Source organism: Salinibacter altiplanensis (assembly GCF_002894645.1).
GTDB classification, from domain to species: domain Bacteria; phylum Bacteroidota; class Rhodothermia; order Rhodothermales; family Salinibacteraceae; genus Salinibacter; species Salinibacter altiplanensis.
The window spans coordinates 144,917-161,423 of sequence record NZ_NCQY01000009.1 but is presented as its reverse complement, the minus strand read 5'-3'; the positions used below and the strand labels follow the sequence as shown (position 1 = coordinate 161,423).

The following is a 16,507-nucleotide window of genomic DNA, read 5'->3' as shown; positions in this document are numbered from 1 at the left end:
CACATTGCCATGAATGAAAACATCGTCGTAGGAGTCGACATCGGCACGACCAAGGTGTGTGCCGTCGTCGCCGGGAAGGATGACCTTGACCGCGTGAACATTCTCGGGGTAGGCATGGCCCCCTCCGACGGCCTCAACCGTGGGGTGGTGGTCAACATTGACCGCACCGTGGCCGCTGTCCGAGAGGCAGTGGAGGAGGCCGAGCGGGCCGCGGGGGTGGAGGTGCAAAACGTGGTCGTGGGCATCGCCGGGGACCACGTGCAGAGCTTTCAGACGCGCGGGGTCGTCACGATCAACGCCAACGAGATTACACAGAACGACGTGCAGCGCCTCCTCGAGGACACGACGCACGTGGCCCTGCCCGCCGACCGCGAGATCCTGCACGTCATCCCGCAGGAGTTCATCGTAGACGGGCAGGACGGCGTGGCCGATCCGGTGGGCATGAGCGGGGTGCGCCTAGAAGCGGACGTGCACATCATCACGGGGCTCGTCTCCGCGGCCAAGAACATCTACCGCTGCATCGAGAAGGCCGGCTTCCGGGTGTCCGACCTGGTGCTGGAGCCGCTCGCCTCCTCGTTCAGCGTGCTGCACGAGGACGAAAAGGAGGTGGGGGTTGCCCTCATCGACATTGGGGGCGGCACCACCGACATCGCCGTTTTCGAAGACCACACCATCCGCCACACGGCCGTCATCGCGGTGGCCGGCGACAAGGTGACCGACGACATCCGAAAAGGCCTCGGCGTGATGCGGGACCAGGCCGAGCAGCTGAAGCGCCAGTTCGGCATGGCCCTGGCCGACGAGGCCGACTCGAACGAGAAGATTGAGATTCCGGGCATCGGCGGGCGGGACGAGAAAACGATTGGGCGTGACGCCCTTGCCCAGATCATTCAGCCGCGCATGGAGGAGATTTTGGAAATTGCCGCGATGGAAATCAAGCGCAGTGGCTACGGCCGGCACCTGGGCGTCGGCTCTGTGCTGACGGGGGGCGGGTCGCTTGTCCCTCACACCGACGAGCTGGCCGCCGAGGTGCTCGGCATGGAGTCCCGCGTGGGACGCCCCATGGGCCTGAGCGGTGGGCTCGTGGAGGAGGTCAGCGATCCCAAGTTTTCGACCGGGGTGGGCCTCGTCCTCTATGGCATGCGCCCCGACATCATTGGGGGCACCACGCTCTCCGAAGAGGTACGGGCCCACCAGAACGGCCGGGCCGACGGGGAAACCCTCATGGCCCGCATTTCCAACCGCATGAAAGCCTGGTTCGATGAATTATAGAGAGCTGGGAGGCGCGGCTGAGGGCTGAGCGGTCCTTCCCTTTTGCCGACCGCCGTCCACGTTGCCAGTCCCGAATGGACAGACCGTCACTCTTCAACTACTTAGCGTAGAAACACGTCAACAGGCCGGCATGCACGCGCTTGGAGCCGCTCACTTCAGGCCCGCCGGGCTGTGTTCTCATACTCTCACCCCACAGATTTACTGGAGGGACCATGGACCAAGACTTTAGCTCCAAATTTTCGTTCGACGACGCTGCGAATGAGGAGGCCAAGATCTGCGTCGTCGGCGTCGGCGGCGGAGGCGGCAACGCCATCAACAACATGGTGCAGAAAGGCATCCACGGCAGTGTCGAGTTTATCGCCGTCAACACCGATTCCCAAGCACTCAGCGAGAACCGCGCGCCCCAAAAAATCCAGGCCGGACAGGACCTGACGAGCGGCCTGGGGGCCGGGGCACGGCCCAGCGTTGGTGCCGAGGCCATCGAGGAGAGCAGCGAGGAAATCCGGCAGGCCCTCGAAGGCTACGACATGGCCTTCATCACGGCCGGAATGGGCGGGGGCACCGGCACCGGCGGCGCGCCGGTGGTGGCGGCCATTGCCCGGAGCCTCGACATCCTCACCGTGGCCATCGTCACCAAGCCCTTCGACTGTGAAGGGTCGCGGCGCATGAACACGGCGCTCGAGGGGATTGAGCTGCTGCGCGAGAATGTTGATACGCTCATCGTCATCCCCAACGAACGGCTGCTCGACATCGCCGACCCGGACACGAGCCTGATCGAGGCGTTCGAGAAGGCCGACGAGGTGCTCTACAACGCCACCCGCGGCATCAGTGACCTGATCACGGTCCACGGCCTGATCAACCTCGACTTTGCCGACGTGCAGACGACGATGAGAGACGGCGGGACGGCGCTCATGGGCTCGGCGACGGCCACCGGCGAGAACCGCTCGGAGAAGGCCGCCGTGCAGGCCATCAGCAGCCCGCTGCTCGATGGGCTCTCCATCGCCGGCGCCACCAACGTGCTCGTCAACATCACGAGCGGCCCGTCGCTCGGCATCCGCGAGGCCACGCAGGCCACGAGTGTCATCCAGAAAGAGGCCGGCGAGGACGTGGAGGTCATCTTCGGCACCGTCATTGAGGAGGACATCGAAGACAAGCTCCGCGTGACCGTTATCGCCACCGGCTTCGACCGCGACGAGGAGCCGGAGGGCGAGGGCAACGATGGGCGGCGTACGGTGCCGCTGGAGGACCAGGACGCGGACGACGAGACAGCGGACTACAAGGGCGAAACCAATCTCCGACAGCTCGACACGCCGGCCTATGAGCGCCGCAACGCGCCCCTTCGGTCTCAGCCGCCGGAGGAAGACGAGCCGACCGACGAGGCGGACGACGAAAGTGGAGACGACAATCCCAATGTGCGCCGCCTGGAGGCCGATGACCTAAGCGAGCGAACGGACCGCGACGAGCGCTCCCGCTCCGAGGAGGAAGAGGAGGACACCGATACCCCTGCGTTCCTCCGCAAGATGATGGACTAGAGAGCGCCGACGTGTACGTCGAGTGCCGAGTGAAGACCCGCCGCGCACAAGATGCGACCATCCGTGTTCCCTCCAGCGTTCACCACTCGACCGCATCGGAAAGCGGGCCCTCCAGCCCCACCACAGGTCGTCCGGCGCGACGGCGAGACACTGCCCTTGTTTGGGGCACCACAGGTCCTGTCGGGTCTCGTCCCGCCGGCTGCCCGGACCCCTGACTGCAACGTTTGAGCAGCGTTGCGGTGCTGTGGTCGTACACGAGAGGCCCCGAGAGTTTTCTGGGGGCTTCTGTGTCACACGCGAGAGCCACGCCCGGCCCTGAGCCGGCGCGTGGCTCTTCGTGTTTGGGGACGCGGCAGCGAGGAGCCCTGACGCTGTCGTGCGGGGCCCCGGCGGAAGGGCCTTCTGCCCGGATGGGAAGGGGCGACCTACTGCGCGGCGGCTCGGTCGGCGGCCCGCTGGAGGGCCGCCCGGGCGTTCACGATGGCGCCGGTGTCAGAGAGGGTCCCGAACGGAACGGATTCAGAGTCGCCGGGACGTGCGACCCTCTGGTCCCGGTGGGGCGTCGCGGTGTCAAGGATGACGGCGCGAACGTCCGTGGCGGAGAGGGAGGGATAGTGGGCCATGATCAGGGCGGCAAGGCCGCTCACCATGGGGGCGGCCATGCTCGTTCCGTCGTTGCGCTCGTACGCGTCGTCGGGGACGGTCGAGTAGATGGACTGCCCGGGTGCAAAGACGTCCACCCGCTCCGCGCCGTAGTTGCTGAACGGGGCGGCCAGCTTCTCTCCGCCCTTCCAGGACGAGGCGCCAACCTCGATCCACCGCTGTGCCCGGTTGCCGTTCGCGTAGTAGGGCGACGGGAAGTTGTCGGTGGAGTCCACGTTCGCGCCGTCGTTCCCGGCGGCATGGACCATGAGGACCCCCATCGAGTCGGCGTACTGCACGGCGGCGTCGACCACGTTCTTGTGGGGCGAGTAGGCCTTACCGAAGCTCATGTTGATGACGTCGGCCCCGTTGTCGGCCGCGTACCGGATGGCGTTGGCCACGTCCTTGTCGCGCTCATCCCCGTTTGGCACCGCCCGGACGGACATGAGGCGCACGCCCCGCGCAACGCCGTCGACGCCGATTGCGTTCTCCCGGGCGGCACCAATGATGCCCGCCACGTGCGTGCCATGCCCGGGATCGGGGCCCTCCACATCGGCGTTCCCGTACTGGTGTCCGGTCTTGTCTGCGTAGTCATCCCCCACGACGGAACGCGGATTGAAATCGGGGTTGTAGTTGTACTCGACCTGACGCTCCAGCTGGTCCTTGTAGTCGTTGAGGTCGGTGGGCGAAAGGTCCTGATCGTAGAAGTACTGGAGGGTCTGCTGGGCCCGGCGCACGTCCTGGCGGGGACTCGTTACCGATCGGACGGCCGACGGGGTGAGGCTGTCGGTGTCGAGGTGGGTCTTTAGCACATCCACGGACGCCTGGACGGCCTTCTGGGCCTTTCCGACCTGTGCGAGTCGGTTGCGGGCTTCGCGGCGCTTCTCCCGAAAGGTGCGCCGAATCTTCTGATACCGCTGGTATGGATCCCGGGCGTCGGGGGCGACGGCCGCCGAGTCGACCCCGTCGAAACGCTCCTGAAGGTCCACGTAAATCCGGGTAAGCTCGTACGTGTCCTGGTTCACGTTCTCGCCGTCGGGCCCCCCGATGAAGTTCCATCCATGCACGTCGTCGATGTAGCCGTTGCCGTCGTCGTCGACGCCGTTGCCAAGGATCTCGTCGGCATTGGTCCAGGTCTCTGACGAAAGGTCTTCGTGGTCGATGTCGAGGCCGGAGTCAATGACGGCGACCCGGACTGTGTCCTGAGGAGGGCGGTCCTGCAGTACCTCCTGGTAGGCCGCTCGGGTGTTGAGGCCGGGGCCGCTCCGGGGCACGCGGTCGAGGTGGTACCAGTCCCGCGGGGCGCGGGAGGGGGCCGGGAGCGACGTGCCACTCGCCTCGGTGGTCGTGTCCGGGGCCGCTGAGGGAGATCCGGTGGCGGGGTCGGACGCCGTTGGCGTGGCGGGGGGGCGACTTCCGGCGCAGCCAACCACCAAGAAGGCCAAAACGAGTGTCGAGAGAGGGAGGAGGCTCTTCATGGAGTCGAGAATTGGGAGAAGAGGGCAGGCAGGGGCGACTACGCCAGGATCGGGCCCTGAAGATCGCGCTTCAGATCGGGGGGGAGCCCGAGGTGGTCGTCGCGAAAGCCGCCCAGGTCGTCGAGCGTTTCGCTGGAGAGACGCTGCACGAGGGCATCGATGGCCGGGCCGCCCATCAGAAGAGGAAGGTGGGTGAGCAGCAACGTATCCCCCTGACAGTGTGCAATGACCTGATATTCCTCAAGCTCTTCCCGGGGCGTGCCGTGGACCACGCACTGGCGCGTCCAGTCGGCCGGGTCGTAGGAGTCGGCGTCGAGAAGCCGTCCGGTCCGACCGGCCAGGTCCACGTGCTCGGACAGATACGCCTGGCACCGGTGCTTCGAGGGAGCAGAGAAGGACTGCTGCATCGTGGCGTGGCACTCCATGCACAGGGCGTACCCGAAAATGGTCTCCTGCACGTCGTAGTCCGCGTAGCGACGGTGGCCCTTTTCGATCAGGTACTCGGTGGGGCCGTCCAGCAGCGATCGGTCACAGGCGAGACACGTGGCGATCGGGTCTCCAGTCTCGATGGAGTACAACGACTCGGGAATTGGGATCCGTTCGGGAAGCACAGTCGAAGCCCGAGGCGTGGGGGAAGGAGGCAAAGAGGCCGCCTCTTGCCCAGGCGGTGCCTCCTTGTAAATACGAGCGTTCGGGAAGGTTCGGTTGTGCCCGTCGCGTCGTCCCACCCTGAGCCCCCGTGCTCTTGCGGCAACGGTTTGGGGGCTGGGCCTTGGTTCGAACACCAATCCGACCGGGGTGTATCTTCAGCGCGGGGTCCCATGGTCAGATTGCGAACGGACCGTCCGGCCGTCATGCACGTCCTCGTCGTCCCGTCCTGGTATCCCACCACGGAGGTGCCCCTGAACGGAATTTACTTTGCGGAGCAGGCGCGATGCCTACAGGCAGACGGGATGACGGTGGGGGTGGTGTATCCGGAGCAGCAGAGCCTGCGTCGGGCCACTGTGGGGGCGCTCCGGCGCAAGCACTTTCAGACAGCGTGGACGACGGACCATGGAGTCCCAACCCTCCGCCGGTACGGATGGAACGTGTGGTGGCGCGTTCCCCCAGGGCTGCGGTGCCGGGTCCGCAGCGCCGTGCGCCTTGCGCGACGGTACGTGGACCGCCGCGGTGTCCCCGACGTCATCCATGCTCAGAGCGCCCGCTGGGCCGGGGCCGCCGCGGCCCGGATGAGCAACGCGCTCGGGGTGCCCTACGTGCTGACCGAGCACTTTAGCGGGTTTCAGCGGGGTGGGGTCTGGCCGTGGCGCCGGCCGCTCGTCGACCGGGGACTCCGCCGCGCGAGTGGCCTCGCGGCCGTCAGTGTGGCGCTAAAAGAGGCGCTCGCAACCCGCAAAGACATTGCGTCCGGGGACGTAGCGATTCATCCCAACCCCGTCCGTGCCTCATTTTTCACGCGGCCCCCCGAGGGACGCCCGTCGAGGCCCCCGTTTCGCTTCGTGACGATCGCCAGGCTGAACTCCCGAAAGAACATCGGCGGCCTGATCGCGGCCCTCGCGCAGGCCTTCGAGGGCTCGAACGACGTGGTCCTCACCGTCGTAGGCGATGGGCCCCAGCGGGCAGCGCTGGAGGCACAGGCGCGTCGGCTCAACGTTGCGGATCGGGTGGACTTCCGAGGGCGGCAACGCCGTGCCGGCGTGCGGGCGGCGCTCCGGGAAGCCCATGCGTTTGTGCTCCCGAGCCGCCACGAGACGTTCGGCGTGGCGCTCGTGGAGGCGATGGCGACGGGGCTGCCGGTGGTCGCGACCCGGTGCGGGGGCCCCGAGGACATCGTGACGAAGGAAACGGGGATGCTCGTGCCGCCCGCGGCCCCGACTGCGCTGGCCCAGGCCCTCTGCACCATCCGGACACGGTGGGGCGCGTACGACGCCGAGTGCATCCGGGCGCATGCCGTGGATCGCTACGGGCCGGAACCTTTTGTTCGGCGCACGCAATCATTCTACCGCTGCGCCCGTGCTGCCTGACCGGGTCGATCTCGCTCCCGTTCTCCTCTCATCATGATCGACCTCCGTGACGTTTTCTGTTGGGCGGCGCTCCGGGGGCTTCTGCTTCTGATGCCCGTGTCCGCCGTGGGGCAGGCGGGCGACGACTTTGATCCCGGATGGTACGACCCAGAGGCCCCGCACCTCCAAATCAGCGTTGCCGCCGACGGGGTGTATCGCGTCCCGGCGGGAGCGTTTGCGAGCGCACTGCCGGACGGAACGACGCTCGCCGACATTTCCCCGGCGACCATTCGGCTTCTGGAGAACGGAACGGAGGTCCCAGTTCACGTTGAAGGAGCCGCGGACGGTGTCCTCGATCCGTCGGACACGGTTACGTTCGTGGGCCATCGGAACCGAGGGGACGACGAGCGCTGGGCCTACGACGGAGACGCCTCGGCGCAGAGCAGCACCCACCGCAGTCTCTACAGCGATACGACCCACTACTGGATGACGTGGGGCGGGAACGGCGGGCGTCGGTACGCGCAGGTGTCGCCGAGCGCGTCCCCCCCGACGAAGGCCCTTCGCGACACGGTGCGCATCGAGCAGGACGAGACCTACTACTTTGGCCGCCCGAGCAGTACTGGGAATCCCCTCTACACCGAGTCGGAGGGCTACTACTGGCGCCAGTTTCGGCACAACGACACGGCGCCCCTTTCGGAAACCTATACCCTTCCCGTCGGGCGTCGGGCGGACACGGGCGCGTCGCTCGACCTTCGGGTTCGGGTGGACGCCGCGAGCAGTTCGTGCCACCGCGTCGAGGTCGAAGGGAGGCTCCGGCAGCCGGGCGGGACGCCTGCCTTCGAGTCGCTCGCGACTGCGGAGTGGGAGGGCCTCGCCCGGCGGACGCTCGAGGCGTCCGTCGCGCAGAACCGCATTCCGGAGGGGGGGCTGGAGCTGCGCCTCACCTCCTACAACGACGGCTTCGCGGCCGACCTCAACTGCCCCGACCCGTCGAGCACGCCGAACTACGTCCTGTTCGACTGGGCGGAGGCGGCCTACACACGTGTCCTCGCCGCTCAGGGCGACGACGCGCAGCGCTTCGTCGTGCCTACGACCGACGCGACAACCTTCGCCCTGACGGGCCACACGGGCGACTCGGTGCGCGTGTACAGCCCCGCCGATGCTCGTCGGTACGAAGCGGCCATTGAGGGCGACACCGCGTTCGTGGAGGCCGCCCCGTCGACGGCCCCGGCGCCGCACTGGGCCGTAGGAGCGGACGGGTACAAGACGCCCGCTGCCATCCAGCCGGACGCGCCGAGCAACTGGTCGGCCCCCGACGCCCACAGCGCCGACTATCTCCTCCTCACCACCGAGGCACTGCTCCCCGCCGCCGAGCAGCTGGCCGACTACCGCCGGTCGCACGACGGCTACGACGTGGAGGTGGCCCTGGTGAGTAACATTTTTGACGAGTTTGACTACGGGCGGCGCACCCCGATTGCCATCCGTCGCTTCGTACAGTCCACTCAGCACTGGGCCTCAGCCCCCGAGTACCTCGCGATCTTCGCCGACGCCCAGTATCCCATCCGCGACGGCTCGGTCGAGACGCTTCACCCGGAGTGGAGTGTGCCCTCCTTCGGCTATGCGCCCTCGGACGGGTGGTTTGCGATGCAGAGCGAGGGGCCCGACGACTGGTCCGAGCTCCTCGCCGTGGGGCGCATTCCGGTGCGCTCCGTGGCGCAGGGCGAACTCTTCGTGGACAAGCTCCAGACCTACGAGGCGGCGCCCCTGGAGCGGTGGCAGAAGCGCATGCTTTTGCTTGCGGGGGGCACGACCGAGAGCGAACAAAACCAGCTCCAGTTCTACTCCAATCGCTGGGGGGAGATCGCGTCGGACACCGAGGCGTCCATCGACGGATCCGAGGTGCCCGTGCACACCGGGGCCGACACGCTTCGGTACTACAAAAGAGTCAATGATCCCCTCGACGCCAGCTTTCAGGACTCCCTGGCCGTTGACCTGCAACGGGGAACCGGATGGCTCAGCTACTTTGGCCACTCGGGCGCCCAGACGTGGGAGATCGTGACGGACCCGCCCGCGGAGTTCGACAACGCCGGGCGCCTGCCCGTCGTCGTGTCCCTCGGCTGCCGCACCGGGTCGTTTGCGGGCGGTCGGTTCGAAGAAAAAAGTGCTCCGTCCCTGGGCGAGCAGCTCGTCGTCGGCGCCGTGCGCCCCGATGGCACCCCACGCGACGGGGCCCTGAACGGCGGCATCGCCCATTTTGGCGAATCGGCCCTGGGCAACCTGGTGCCCTCGGCCCGGCTCAACGACGCCCTCGTGCAGCGCGTCTTCGTCGATACGATGCGCGTGCTCGGGGAGGCCATTCGCTCGGCGAAGGCGGACATTGCCGCCGACTTTGGCAACAGCGACTTCTACGTAAAGCATCTCCTGCAGTACGGGCTGATCGGGGATCCCGCCACGAACGTGGCCCTGCCGGCCAAGCCCGACCTGCACGTGTCGTCGGACCTCATCGCGACGGAGCCGACGGCCCCAGTCCCGTCCGACGCACTGACCACGACGGTCCAGGTCCAAAACCGCGGGCTCGTTCCGTCCGACAGCGTCACCGCCCGGCTCACCTGGGCGCGGCCAGACGGGCGCACGACCCAACGCACGCGGCGTCTCGACCGGTTTGCGCTCAAGCGGACGCTCTCGTTCTCGGACTCCCTGGACGAGCAGGCCATCGGGACGAACACGTTCCGCGTCGCGGCCGACCCGACGAACCGGTACGAAGAGGTCAACGAAACGAACAACACGGCCGAGCGGGGCCAAGTGGTGTTCGACGCGGGCGTCTCGCTCCTTGCTCCACCCGACTACGGGACGATCCCCGCCGCGGAGCCGTCGCTGGAGGTCGTCGTCTCCCGTCAGGCAGCGGGGCCGATTCCAGTCGTGCTTCAGCTCGACACGGTGCCCGACTTCTCGTCGCCGGCCCGCCGCGCGGTGCGGCGCGAGGTGGACGGTCTACGCGGCACGTGGCAGCCGCCCAGACTGTCATCAAATCAGACCTACTACTGGCGTGCCCGGCTGGCCGACGGAGGCACGAAAACCTGGCGCACGGCCCGCTTTACCGTCGACGGAGAAGAAGGCGACGGGGAGGCCTCGTGGCTTCAGCGGGGGCGTCTCTTCGCGGAAAACGAGAGCCCTCGGCTCCGCCGTGCCGGGCGCTCCTGGACGTTCGACACGTACTCCCGGAACGTTTTGGCCTTCTCGGAGCGGGGACAGGGGGCTCGCACGGATGGCTTCATCATCGACGGAACCTCCGACTACGAGTACCTAAAATTTGGGTTTGGCGTGCTCGTCATGAATGGGCTCACGGGGGACGTGCGGGCCAGCGAGTCGTTTCCCACCTACGACCTGCCGACGCAGTGGGAGGACTACCTCAGGGACCGGGGGGAATTTATTGGCGACGGGCAGGACGCCATTGATGCCCTTGACACCTTCCTCGACACCGTCCCGCAGCAGGGCGACTACGTCTTCGTCCGCACCCGTCACCTCGCCCGCCAGGGAGGGGCCACCATTCCCGACGAGGTAACGTCGCTTTTCCAAACCCTGGGCTCGGCCGCCGTCGATACGCTCACGTACAATCACGTCTGGGCCCTGAAAGCCCGCATAGGGCATCCAGACGAAACCGTAGAGCAGGTTTCTCCGCCCTCGGAGGCAGAGGACGTGAAGGAGGTCAGCCTCGTGTCGGAGCCTCCGTTCTCGCACGCCGCCGGGCGCACAATTTCGTCGCGCATCGGCCCGGCCAGCGACTGGAGGATGCTGGAATGGGAGGGCACTGCCCCGGACGCGTCGGATGCGGTCACGCTCGATGTTCTTGGCGCGGACTCGACGGTCCTCATCGACGATCTCGGCGGCCCGTCGGGCACACAGGCCCTCGGCTCCATCGATGCGGAAACGCATCCCTACCTGCATCTGCGCGCCACCCTTACGGACTCGACGGCCCGCACCGCGCCGCAGCTCGACCGGTGGAGCGTGTCGCACACGGGCGTTCCCGAACTCGTGCTGGACCCTTCCGGGCTGGCGTCGCTTCCCGATACGCTTCGGCAGGGAGAGCAGGCCTCGGCCCCAGCCGCGGTCGTGAACCTGGGCCCGGTGGCGAGCCGGCCGGTTCGTGTGCGTTCGACCCTCCAGGACGCCTCCAACACGACCACAACCCTGCTTGCCGATACCCTCGCGGCCCTGTCTCCGGATGGGGGCCGCGACACGAGCACGCTTTCTGTTTCGAGCACGGACTTCCCGAACGGCAATGTACTCCGGGTGGAGGCGCGCACGGAGGGACCGCCGGAGCGCCTTCCAAGCAACAATACCGCGGTCCGAAACCTCTTCGTGCAGGCGGACGACCAGCCCCCCTCTCTGCGCGTGCTGGCCAACGGCCGTGAGCTTCCGCCGACCTCCGACGACGTGACCAACCTCCAGGCCCCTGAGCTTCCGTTCGTCTCGACGCAGCCGACCCTTGAGGTGCTCGTGCAGGACGACAATCCCTACCTCCTCCTCGACGACACGACCCACGTCGACGTGTATCTGAAAGGCGGGCTCCCAAGTCGGGGCCCGGGCCTCGGTTCCGACTTTCGGCGCGTCCCCTTTTCGGACCCCGGCCTCTCCCTCGTCCCCCCCGACTCGGGAACCACCGATCCACTGCGACTGCAGTTCGAGCCCGACCTTGGGACGCGCGACTCGACGTATACCCTGAAGGTGGAGGCCGAGGACACGCGGGGGAATGCGGTGGAGCCGTATCAGGGCAGCTTTCGGGTGCAGCGGGCACAGGTGATCCGGGACGTGTACCCGTACCCGAACCCGATGAACACCCACACGACGTTTGCCTTCCGTGTGGAGGGGGGACGCAACGAGGCACTGCGCGATTTTATCCTGCGCATCTACACCTTGTCCGGCCGCCTCGTGCGCCAGCTGGAGGACCGCCACCTCGACCAGCCGCTGCGGGTGGGGTGGAATACGCTGCGCTGGAACGGGCGGGACGAAGACGGGGACCGGGTGGCGACCGGTGTGTACCTCTACCGCGTCAAGATTGAAGGGACCGACACGACGTTTCGGGGCGACGTCGAAAAAATCAGCGTGATTCGGTAGTGGAGAGTTCGGGCACGTTGTCCGGAAGCACACGACGGTAGAGTCCCGCGAGGCGCTTGCCGATCGGCCCCCAGCGGTACTGCCCGGCCGCAGTGCGGGCGTTCTCTGCGCACTGCCGGTATCGCTCCGGATGGGCCTGCCATTCGTCGAGCACGTCGAGCACCGCTGCTGGATCATTGGGAGGCACGACGGCGCCACACTCGTGCCGGTCTACGAACCGCCGCCACAGCGGAATGTCCGAGCAAATGAGGGGCAGGCCGTAGTGGAGATATTCGTAGAACTTCGTGGGGATGGAGCCCACGTGGTTGGGGCGCGGCTCGCAGAGGGCGAGCCCCACGTCGGCTTGGCGATAGTGCGGCGGCATGGTCGAGGGACGGACGTACGTGTCCCAGCCCACACGGTCGACGACCGCCCCGAGCCCTCCACGTCGAATCTGTTCTTCGGTCCGGGCCCGCTGGGTCGGGTAGCGACAGATCCCGACGAGGGAGAGGGTTTCTGGACGGTCTGCACCACGGATGCGGGCGGCCAGGCGGACCATCGTGCGAAGGCCACGGCCATCGGACAGGGTGCCGGTGTAGAGAAGGCGTGTCGGGGGAGAGCTGATGTCCACAGGGGCGGCCGGGGGCTCCTCCCCGATCGGGCGGAAGTAGTTGGGAATGTAGGTGTGGGGCCTCGCGTGGTCCTCCATGATCGCCCGATAGCTTTGCTCGGCGATGAGCACGTGATCGACCCACCGGAAGGCCCAGCGCTCCAGTGCCCGAAGAAACCGGCCCAACAGTGCCCCCTTCGACCGGTAGTTCTCGTGCATGTCATAAACGACCCGGGCCCCGGTTGTCTTTTTTAGAAGACCGGCGAGGGGAAGCAGTTCGGGGTCGTGGACGTGATACAGCGCGGCGCCGAGCGCGCGGGCCGTCCGGAACACCCGCGGCTGAAGGGCGAGCCGGTGGGCCCGATTCTGGGGCCGCGGCAGGGCGTGAACGGGGATGCCATGGACGCGCTCGGTGCGTTCGTGGGGGGCAACGAGGTGGGCGTCGAAGCCGGCGTTGCGGAGCGCCGCAAGCTGTTTGTGGAAGATGCGCGGGTCGAACGGATGGTGTACCGTGGTGAGGTGCGCGACCCGGGTTGGAGAATGGAGGGCATTCCCCTGTTCCATGCGAGATCCCGTCGTAGATGGTGTAAGTCGGAAAATGGAATTGTTCGAACCAGAGCCCTGCCGGGCGGTTCGCGCAGTCTATTCTCGTTTCTACCAGGCGAAAGAGAAGGGCCTCGACGAGGCTTCAGACTCTCCCAAAACGTTCAGTTCCCTACATCTCTTGTGTCACATGCCTACAGTGACGCTGCACGGAGGGCTGGGGAATCAGCTCTTCCAGTACGCGGTCGGCAGGACCCTCGCGCACAAGACAGGGGCTACGCTTTACTTGGATGCTTCCTCTTTCGCGGACGTGTCGGATGTGGGGGGAGCTTCCCGAGAGCTACATCTTCCAAAGTTTGCCATCCAGGGAACGGTCGTTCGGCGACCGATTCAAAAAAATCTCCTTCTAGAAGGATGGTTCAAACTATTTGGTCTTCTGCGAGAGCTGAGTTCGGGGCTTGGGGTCCGGGTCTGCAAGGTGCACAAAGACCTGCACACTCCACATCGCTTCGATCCAGCGGTCCTTCGTGCCCCCGGAGACGTGCGCCTCTACGGCTACTACCAGTCCGAGAAGTACTTTCGTTCGATCCGGGGGATGCTACGAGAAGAGCTTACACTACACAGAGAAGCAAGCGGGCCCAACTGGCGCTGGAAAGAGCAGATTGAGGAGACAAACTCGGTGGGGATACACGTCCGACGCGGCGACTACGTTGACCAGGGATGGAGAGTGCCGGCCCAGTACTATCGGTGCTCAGTACGAAGGCTGTTGAAACGAGAGAAAGAGATGCATCTGTTTTTCTTTTCGGACGATATTGGATGGGTAAAGGACAACGTGGGACGGGTAACTCCCGAGGAGTTTCCCTTGGAAAATGTGAGATGTATTGATTGTAATGATGGCAGCGAGCCCTACGAAGACCTTCGATTGATGAGGAGGTGCGATCACAACATCATCGCCAATAGTACGCTGAGTTGGTGGGGTGCCTGGCTGAATCAGAATGAGGACAAGACGGTCCTCGCCCCGGCCTACTGGATTCGAGACCGTGTTGAGCGTTTGGACATCGTCCCGAACCGGTGGGAGCCCGTCGACTGGTAAGCGATGTCCCAGGTATTGCGTCACAGACCCTCTCAAACCACAATGCCCGAAGACCTTGCCCCCGCGTCCGAGGCAGTCGTAATTTGCACCCGGAACCGTCCGGATGCATTGAGAGAAACCCTTCAAAGTGTGGCGTCACAGTCTGCTGCGGCTCGGCGACTGGTGATCGTGGTGGACGGAAGCGACTGCGGTGACGCGGAGCGCACGACTGAGATTGTTCAGAACTGGCGCGGCGAAGGATTGCCTGTCCGATACCACCGATATTCCGGAACCCCGGCGGGCACGCGGCAGCGCAACGCGGGTGTCGACCAGCTGCCAGACTCGGTCGAGGTCATTCATTTTCTCGACGACGACGTGATGCTCCGGTCTAGGTATTTCGCGGCACTCCGTGGAGCACTACAGCGGATCCCTCGCCTCCTCGGGGCGGGAGGCATTATCCTGAAATCCGACCCGGCGTCTCCGCGTCCGCGGGTCCACTGGGGGCATCGCCTCTTCTTGCTCCGGGTGGATCAGCCGAGTCGCGTGCTTCCCTCTGGCCAGACGACGCCCGCCTGGGCAATCGGGACCGAGGACCTACAGCCGGCCGAGTGGCTCAGCACCTGCGCGTCGAGCTACCGGGCCTCCGTCTTCGATACCCATCGGTTCGACCCTGCGGTCGAAGGGCCGTCGCCCCGTCTCGAGGACCTCGACTTTTCGGCTCGCGTGGCCGAGGATGGGCCGCTTGCCGTAGTGCCTGATGCCCAGTGCGTACATCGCGTGTCGCCCCACAACCGTCGCGGCACGGCTGCCACCACGCGGGAGCGGCTTGTACGGCGGTACTGGTTCGTCCGGAAGAACATGGACCGCCTGGAGAACCGTCTCGCTTTCTGGTGGAGCGTCGTGGGCCAACTCGTTGCGCTCGTGGCGTCCTCACATCCGGACCGCAGCGCGGCGCTCCGGGGCCACCTGCAGGGGCTTCGGCAGGTTTGGACCCGGGCGCATCCGCTTCTCCACGAAGAGCCGACGGAGGCCTGAGTGGGCGTGTGCAACTTCCGGCGTCGAGGCCTATGTTTTAGCCGTTCGGTGTCGTCGTATCCGCAGGCTTGTCTGGAGCCCTGCCCACCGAGGCACCCCCTCTTTGCTTTTCAACTAGACCCTGCACATCGATGAAGTACGCCGTCATTATGGCCGGGGGCATCGGCACCCGCTTCTGGCCCGTCAGCCGCAAGGAGCACCCCAAGCAGTTTCTGGACATCTTCGGCGATGGCACGCTCATCCAAAACACCGTGGCGCGGCTGCAGGGCTTGATCCCGCCGGAACGCTGTCTCGTGGTGACCCACGAACGGTACACGGAGAAGACGAAGAAGCAGCTCCCGGCCGTCCCGGAGGAAAACATCCTCGCGGAGCCGATTAGTCGCAACACGGCGCCCTGCATCGCCTACGCGGCCACGACGCTTGCGAAGCGGGACCCGGACGCAACGATGGCGGTCCTTCCGGCCGATCATGTCATTGGGGACGTGGCGCAGTTTCACGACACGCTGGACGTGGCGTTCGACGCCGCCCAGGAGCAGGAGGCCCTCGTCACCATCGGCATCGATCCCACCTATCCGGCCACCGGCTACGGCTACATCCAATACGACGGTTCCGGCGCGGAGGCGCCGAGCCTTGCCGCTCGCCCCGTGCGCACCTTCGCCGAGAAACCAGACCAGTCCACGGCCGAGCGGTTCATCGACGCCGGTGACTTTCTGTGGAACAGCGGCATGTTCATCTGGCGGGCGGACACGATCCTGGACCAGGTCGAAACGCACCTCCCCGAGGCCCACGAGGCGTTTGCCCCAGTCCGTGAGGCCGACGGTGCCGCCGACCCCGAGACGCTCACGAACGCCTTTCGGGAGAGCCCGCGCATCTCCATCGACTACGGGGTGATGGAGCAAGCCGATACGGTCTACGTGGTGCCGGGGACGTTCGACTGGAACGACGTTGGCGACTGGCGGGCCGTCTACGACCTGAGCGAGAAGGACGAGCACGGCAACGTGATTGAGGGAGAGGTGATCATGCAGGATTCCAGCCGGTGCTACGTCCAGACTGAAGAGCGACTGGTGGTGCTCGTGGGCCTCCACGACAAGGTCGTTGTCGATACCGACGACGCGGTGCTGGTGTGTGACCGCGAGAGTGCCCAACAGGTGAAGCAGGTCGTGGAATACCTGCACGCTCACCAGTTTGAGGAGTACGTTTGAGGGCGGCGGTCCGAAGACGGAGCCCGC

At 66.1% G+C, this 16,507-nt stretch carries 10 protein-coding genes; 7 read left to right on the top strand and 3 right to left on the bottom strand.

Features of this window, described 5'->3' with window-relative positions:
- Window positions 1-9 precede the first annotated feature (9 nt).
- Entirely contained in the window at window positions 10-1,269 is a 1,260-nt protein-coding gene (gene ftsA, locus B7R93_RS03960; protein ID WP_103019530.1) for a cell division protein FtsA, read from the top strand.
- A 212-nt stretch (window positions 1,270-1,481) separates the two neighbouring features.
- Complete coding sequence (ftsZ, locus tag B7R93_RS03955; protein WP_103019529.1) at window positions 1,482-2,801, top strand: cell division protein FtsZ; 1,320 nt, start codon at window positions 1,482-1,484, stop codon at window positions 2,799-2,801.
- Between the two features lie 425 nt (window positions 2,802-3,226).
- Here ftsZ and B7R93_RS03950 read toward each other — a convergent pair whose 3' ends face one another.
- Window positions 3,227-4,921: a S8 family peptidase gene (locus tag B7R93_RS03950; protein ID WP_103019528.1), complete on the bottom strand. Its 1,695-nt coding sequence runs from the start codon at window positions 4,919-4,921 to the stop codon at window positions 3,227-3,229.
- 38 nt (window positions 4,922-4,959) lie between these two features.
- Complete coding sequence (locus tag B7R93_RS03945; protein ID WP_232797992.1) at window positions 4,960-5,499, bottom strand: hypothetical protein; 540 nt, start codon at window positions 5,497-5,499, stop codon at window positions 4,960-4,962.
- Window positions 5,500-5,775: 276 nt separating this feature from the next.
- Here B7R93_RS03945 and B7R93_RS03940 point away from each other — a divergent pair, with 276 nt between their 5' ends.
- Both B7R93_RS03940 and B7R93_RS03935 read left to right on the top strand, forming a co-directional pair.
- Window positions 5,776-6,945 carry a glycosyltransferase gene (locus B7R93_RS03940; RefSeq protein ID WP_232797990.1) on the top strand — a complete coding sequence of 390 codons (1,170 nt, stop codon included), beginning with the start codon at window positions 5,776-5,778 and terminating at the stop codon, window positions 6,943-6,945.
- Between the two features lie 33 nt (window positions 6,946-6,978).
- Window positions 6,979-12,039 (top strand): C25 family cysteine peptidase, encoded by a 5,061-nt coding sequence (locus B7R93_RS03935; RefSeq protein WP_103019525.1) that lies wholly within the window; start codon window positions 6,979-6,981, stop codon window positions 12,037-12,039.
- Here the strand turns inward: B7R93_RS03935 and B7R93_RS03930 are convergent.
- On the bottom strand, window positions 12,023-13,192 hold the full coding sequence (locus tag B7R93_RS03930; protein ID WP_103019524.1) for a glycosyltransferase family 4 protein: 1,170 nt from the start codon (window positions 13,190-13,192) through the stop codon (window positions 12,023-12,025). The genes B7R93_RS03935 and B7R93_RS03930 overlap by 17 nt on opposite strands.
- A 169-nt stretch (window positions 13,193-13,361) precedes the next feature.
- Here B7R93_RS03930 and B7R93_RS03925 point away from each other — a divergent pair, with 169 nt between their 5' ends.
- The 3 genes from B7R93_RS03925 (at window position 13,362) to B7R93_RS03915 (ending at window position 16,480) form a co-directional block, all read left to right on the top strand.
- Window positions 13,362-14,264, top strand: coding sequence for an alpha-1,2-fucosyltransferase (locus B7R93_RS03925; RefSeq protein WP_157942189.1), 903 nt, complete (start codon window positions 13,362-13,364; stop codon window positions 14,262-14,264).
- Window positions 14,265-14,306: 42 nt separating this feature from the next.
- The gene (locus B7R93_RS03920) at window positions 14,307-15,278 is read left to right on the top strand and encodes a glycosyltransferase family 2 protein (RefSeq protein WP_157942188.1); all 972 of its coding nucleotides are present in this window, start codon (window positions 14,307-14,309) and stop codon (window positions 15,276-15,278) included.
- Between the two features lie 131 nt (window positions 15,279-15,409).
- Window positions 15,410-16,480 carry a mannose-1-phosphate guanylyltransferase gene (locus B7R93_RS03915; RefSeq protein WP_103019522.1) on the top strand — a complete coding sequence of 357 codons (1,071 nt, stop codon included), beginning with the start codon at window positions 15,410-15,412 and terminating at the stop codon, window positions 16,478-16,480.
- Window positions 16,481-16,507: the final 27 nt, after the last annotated feature.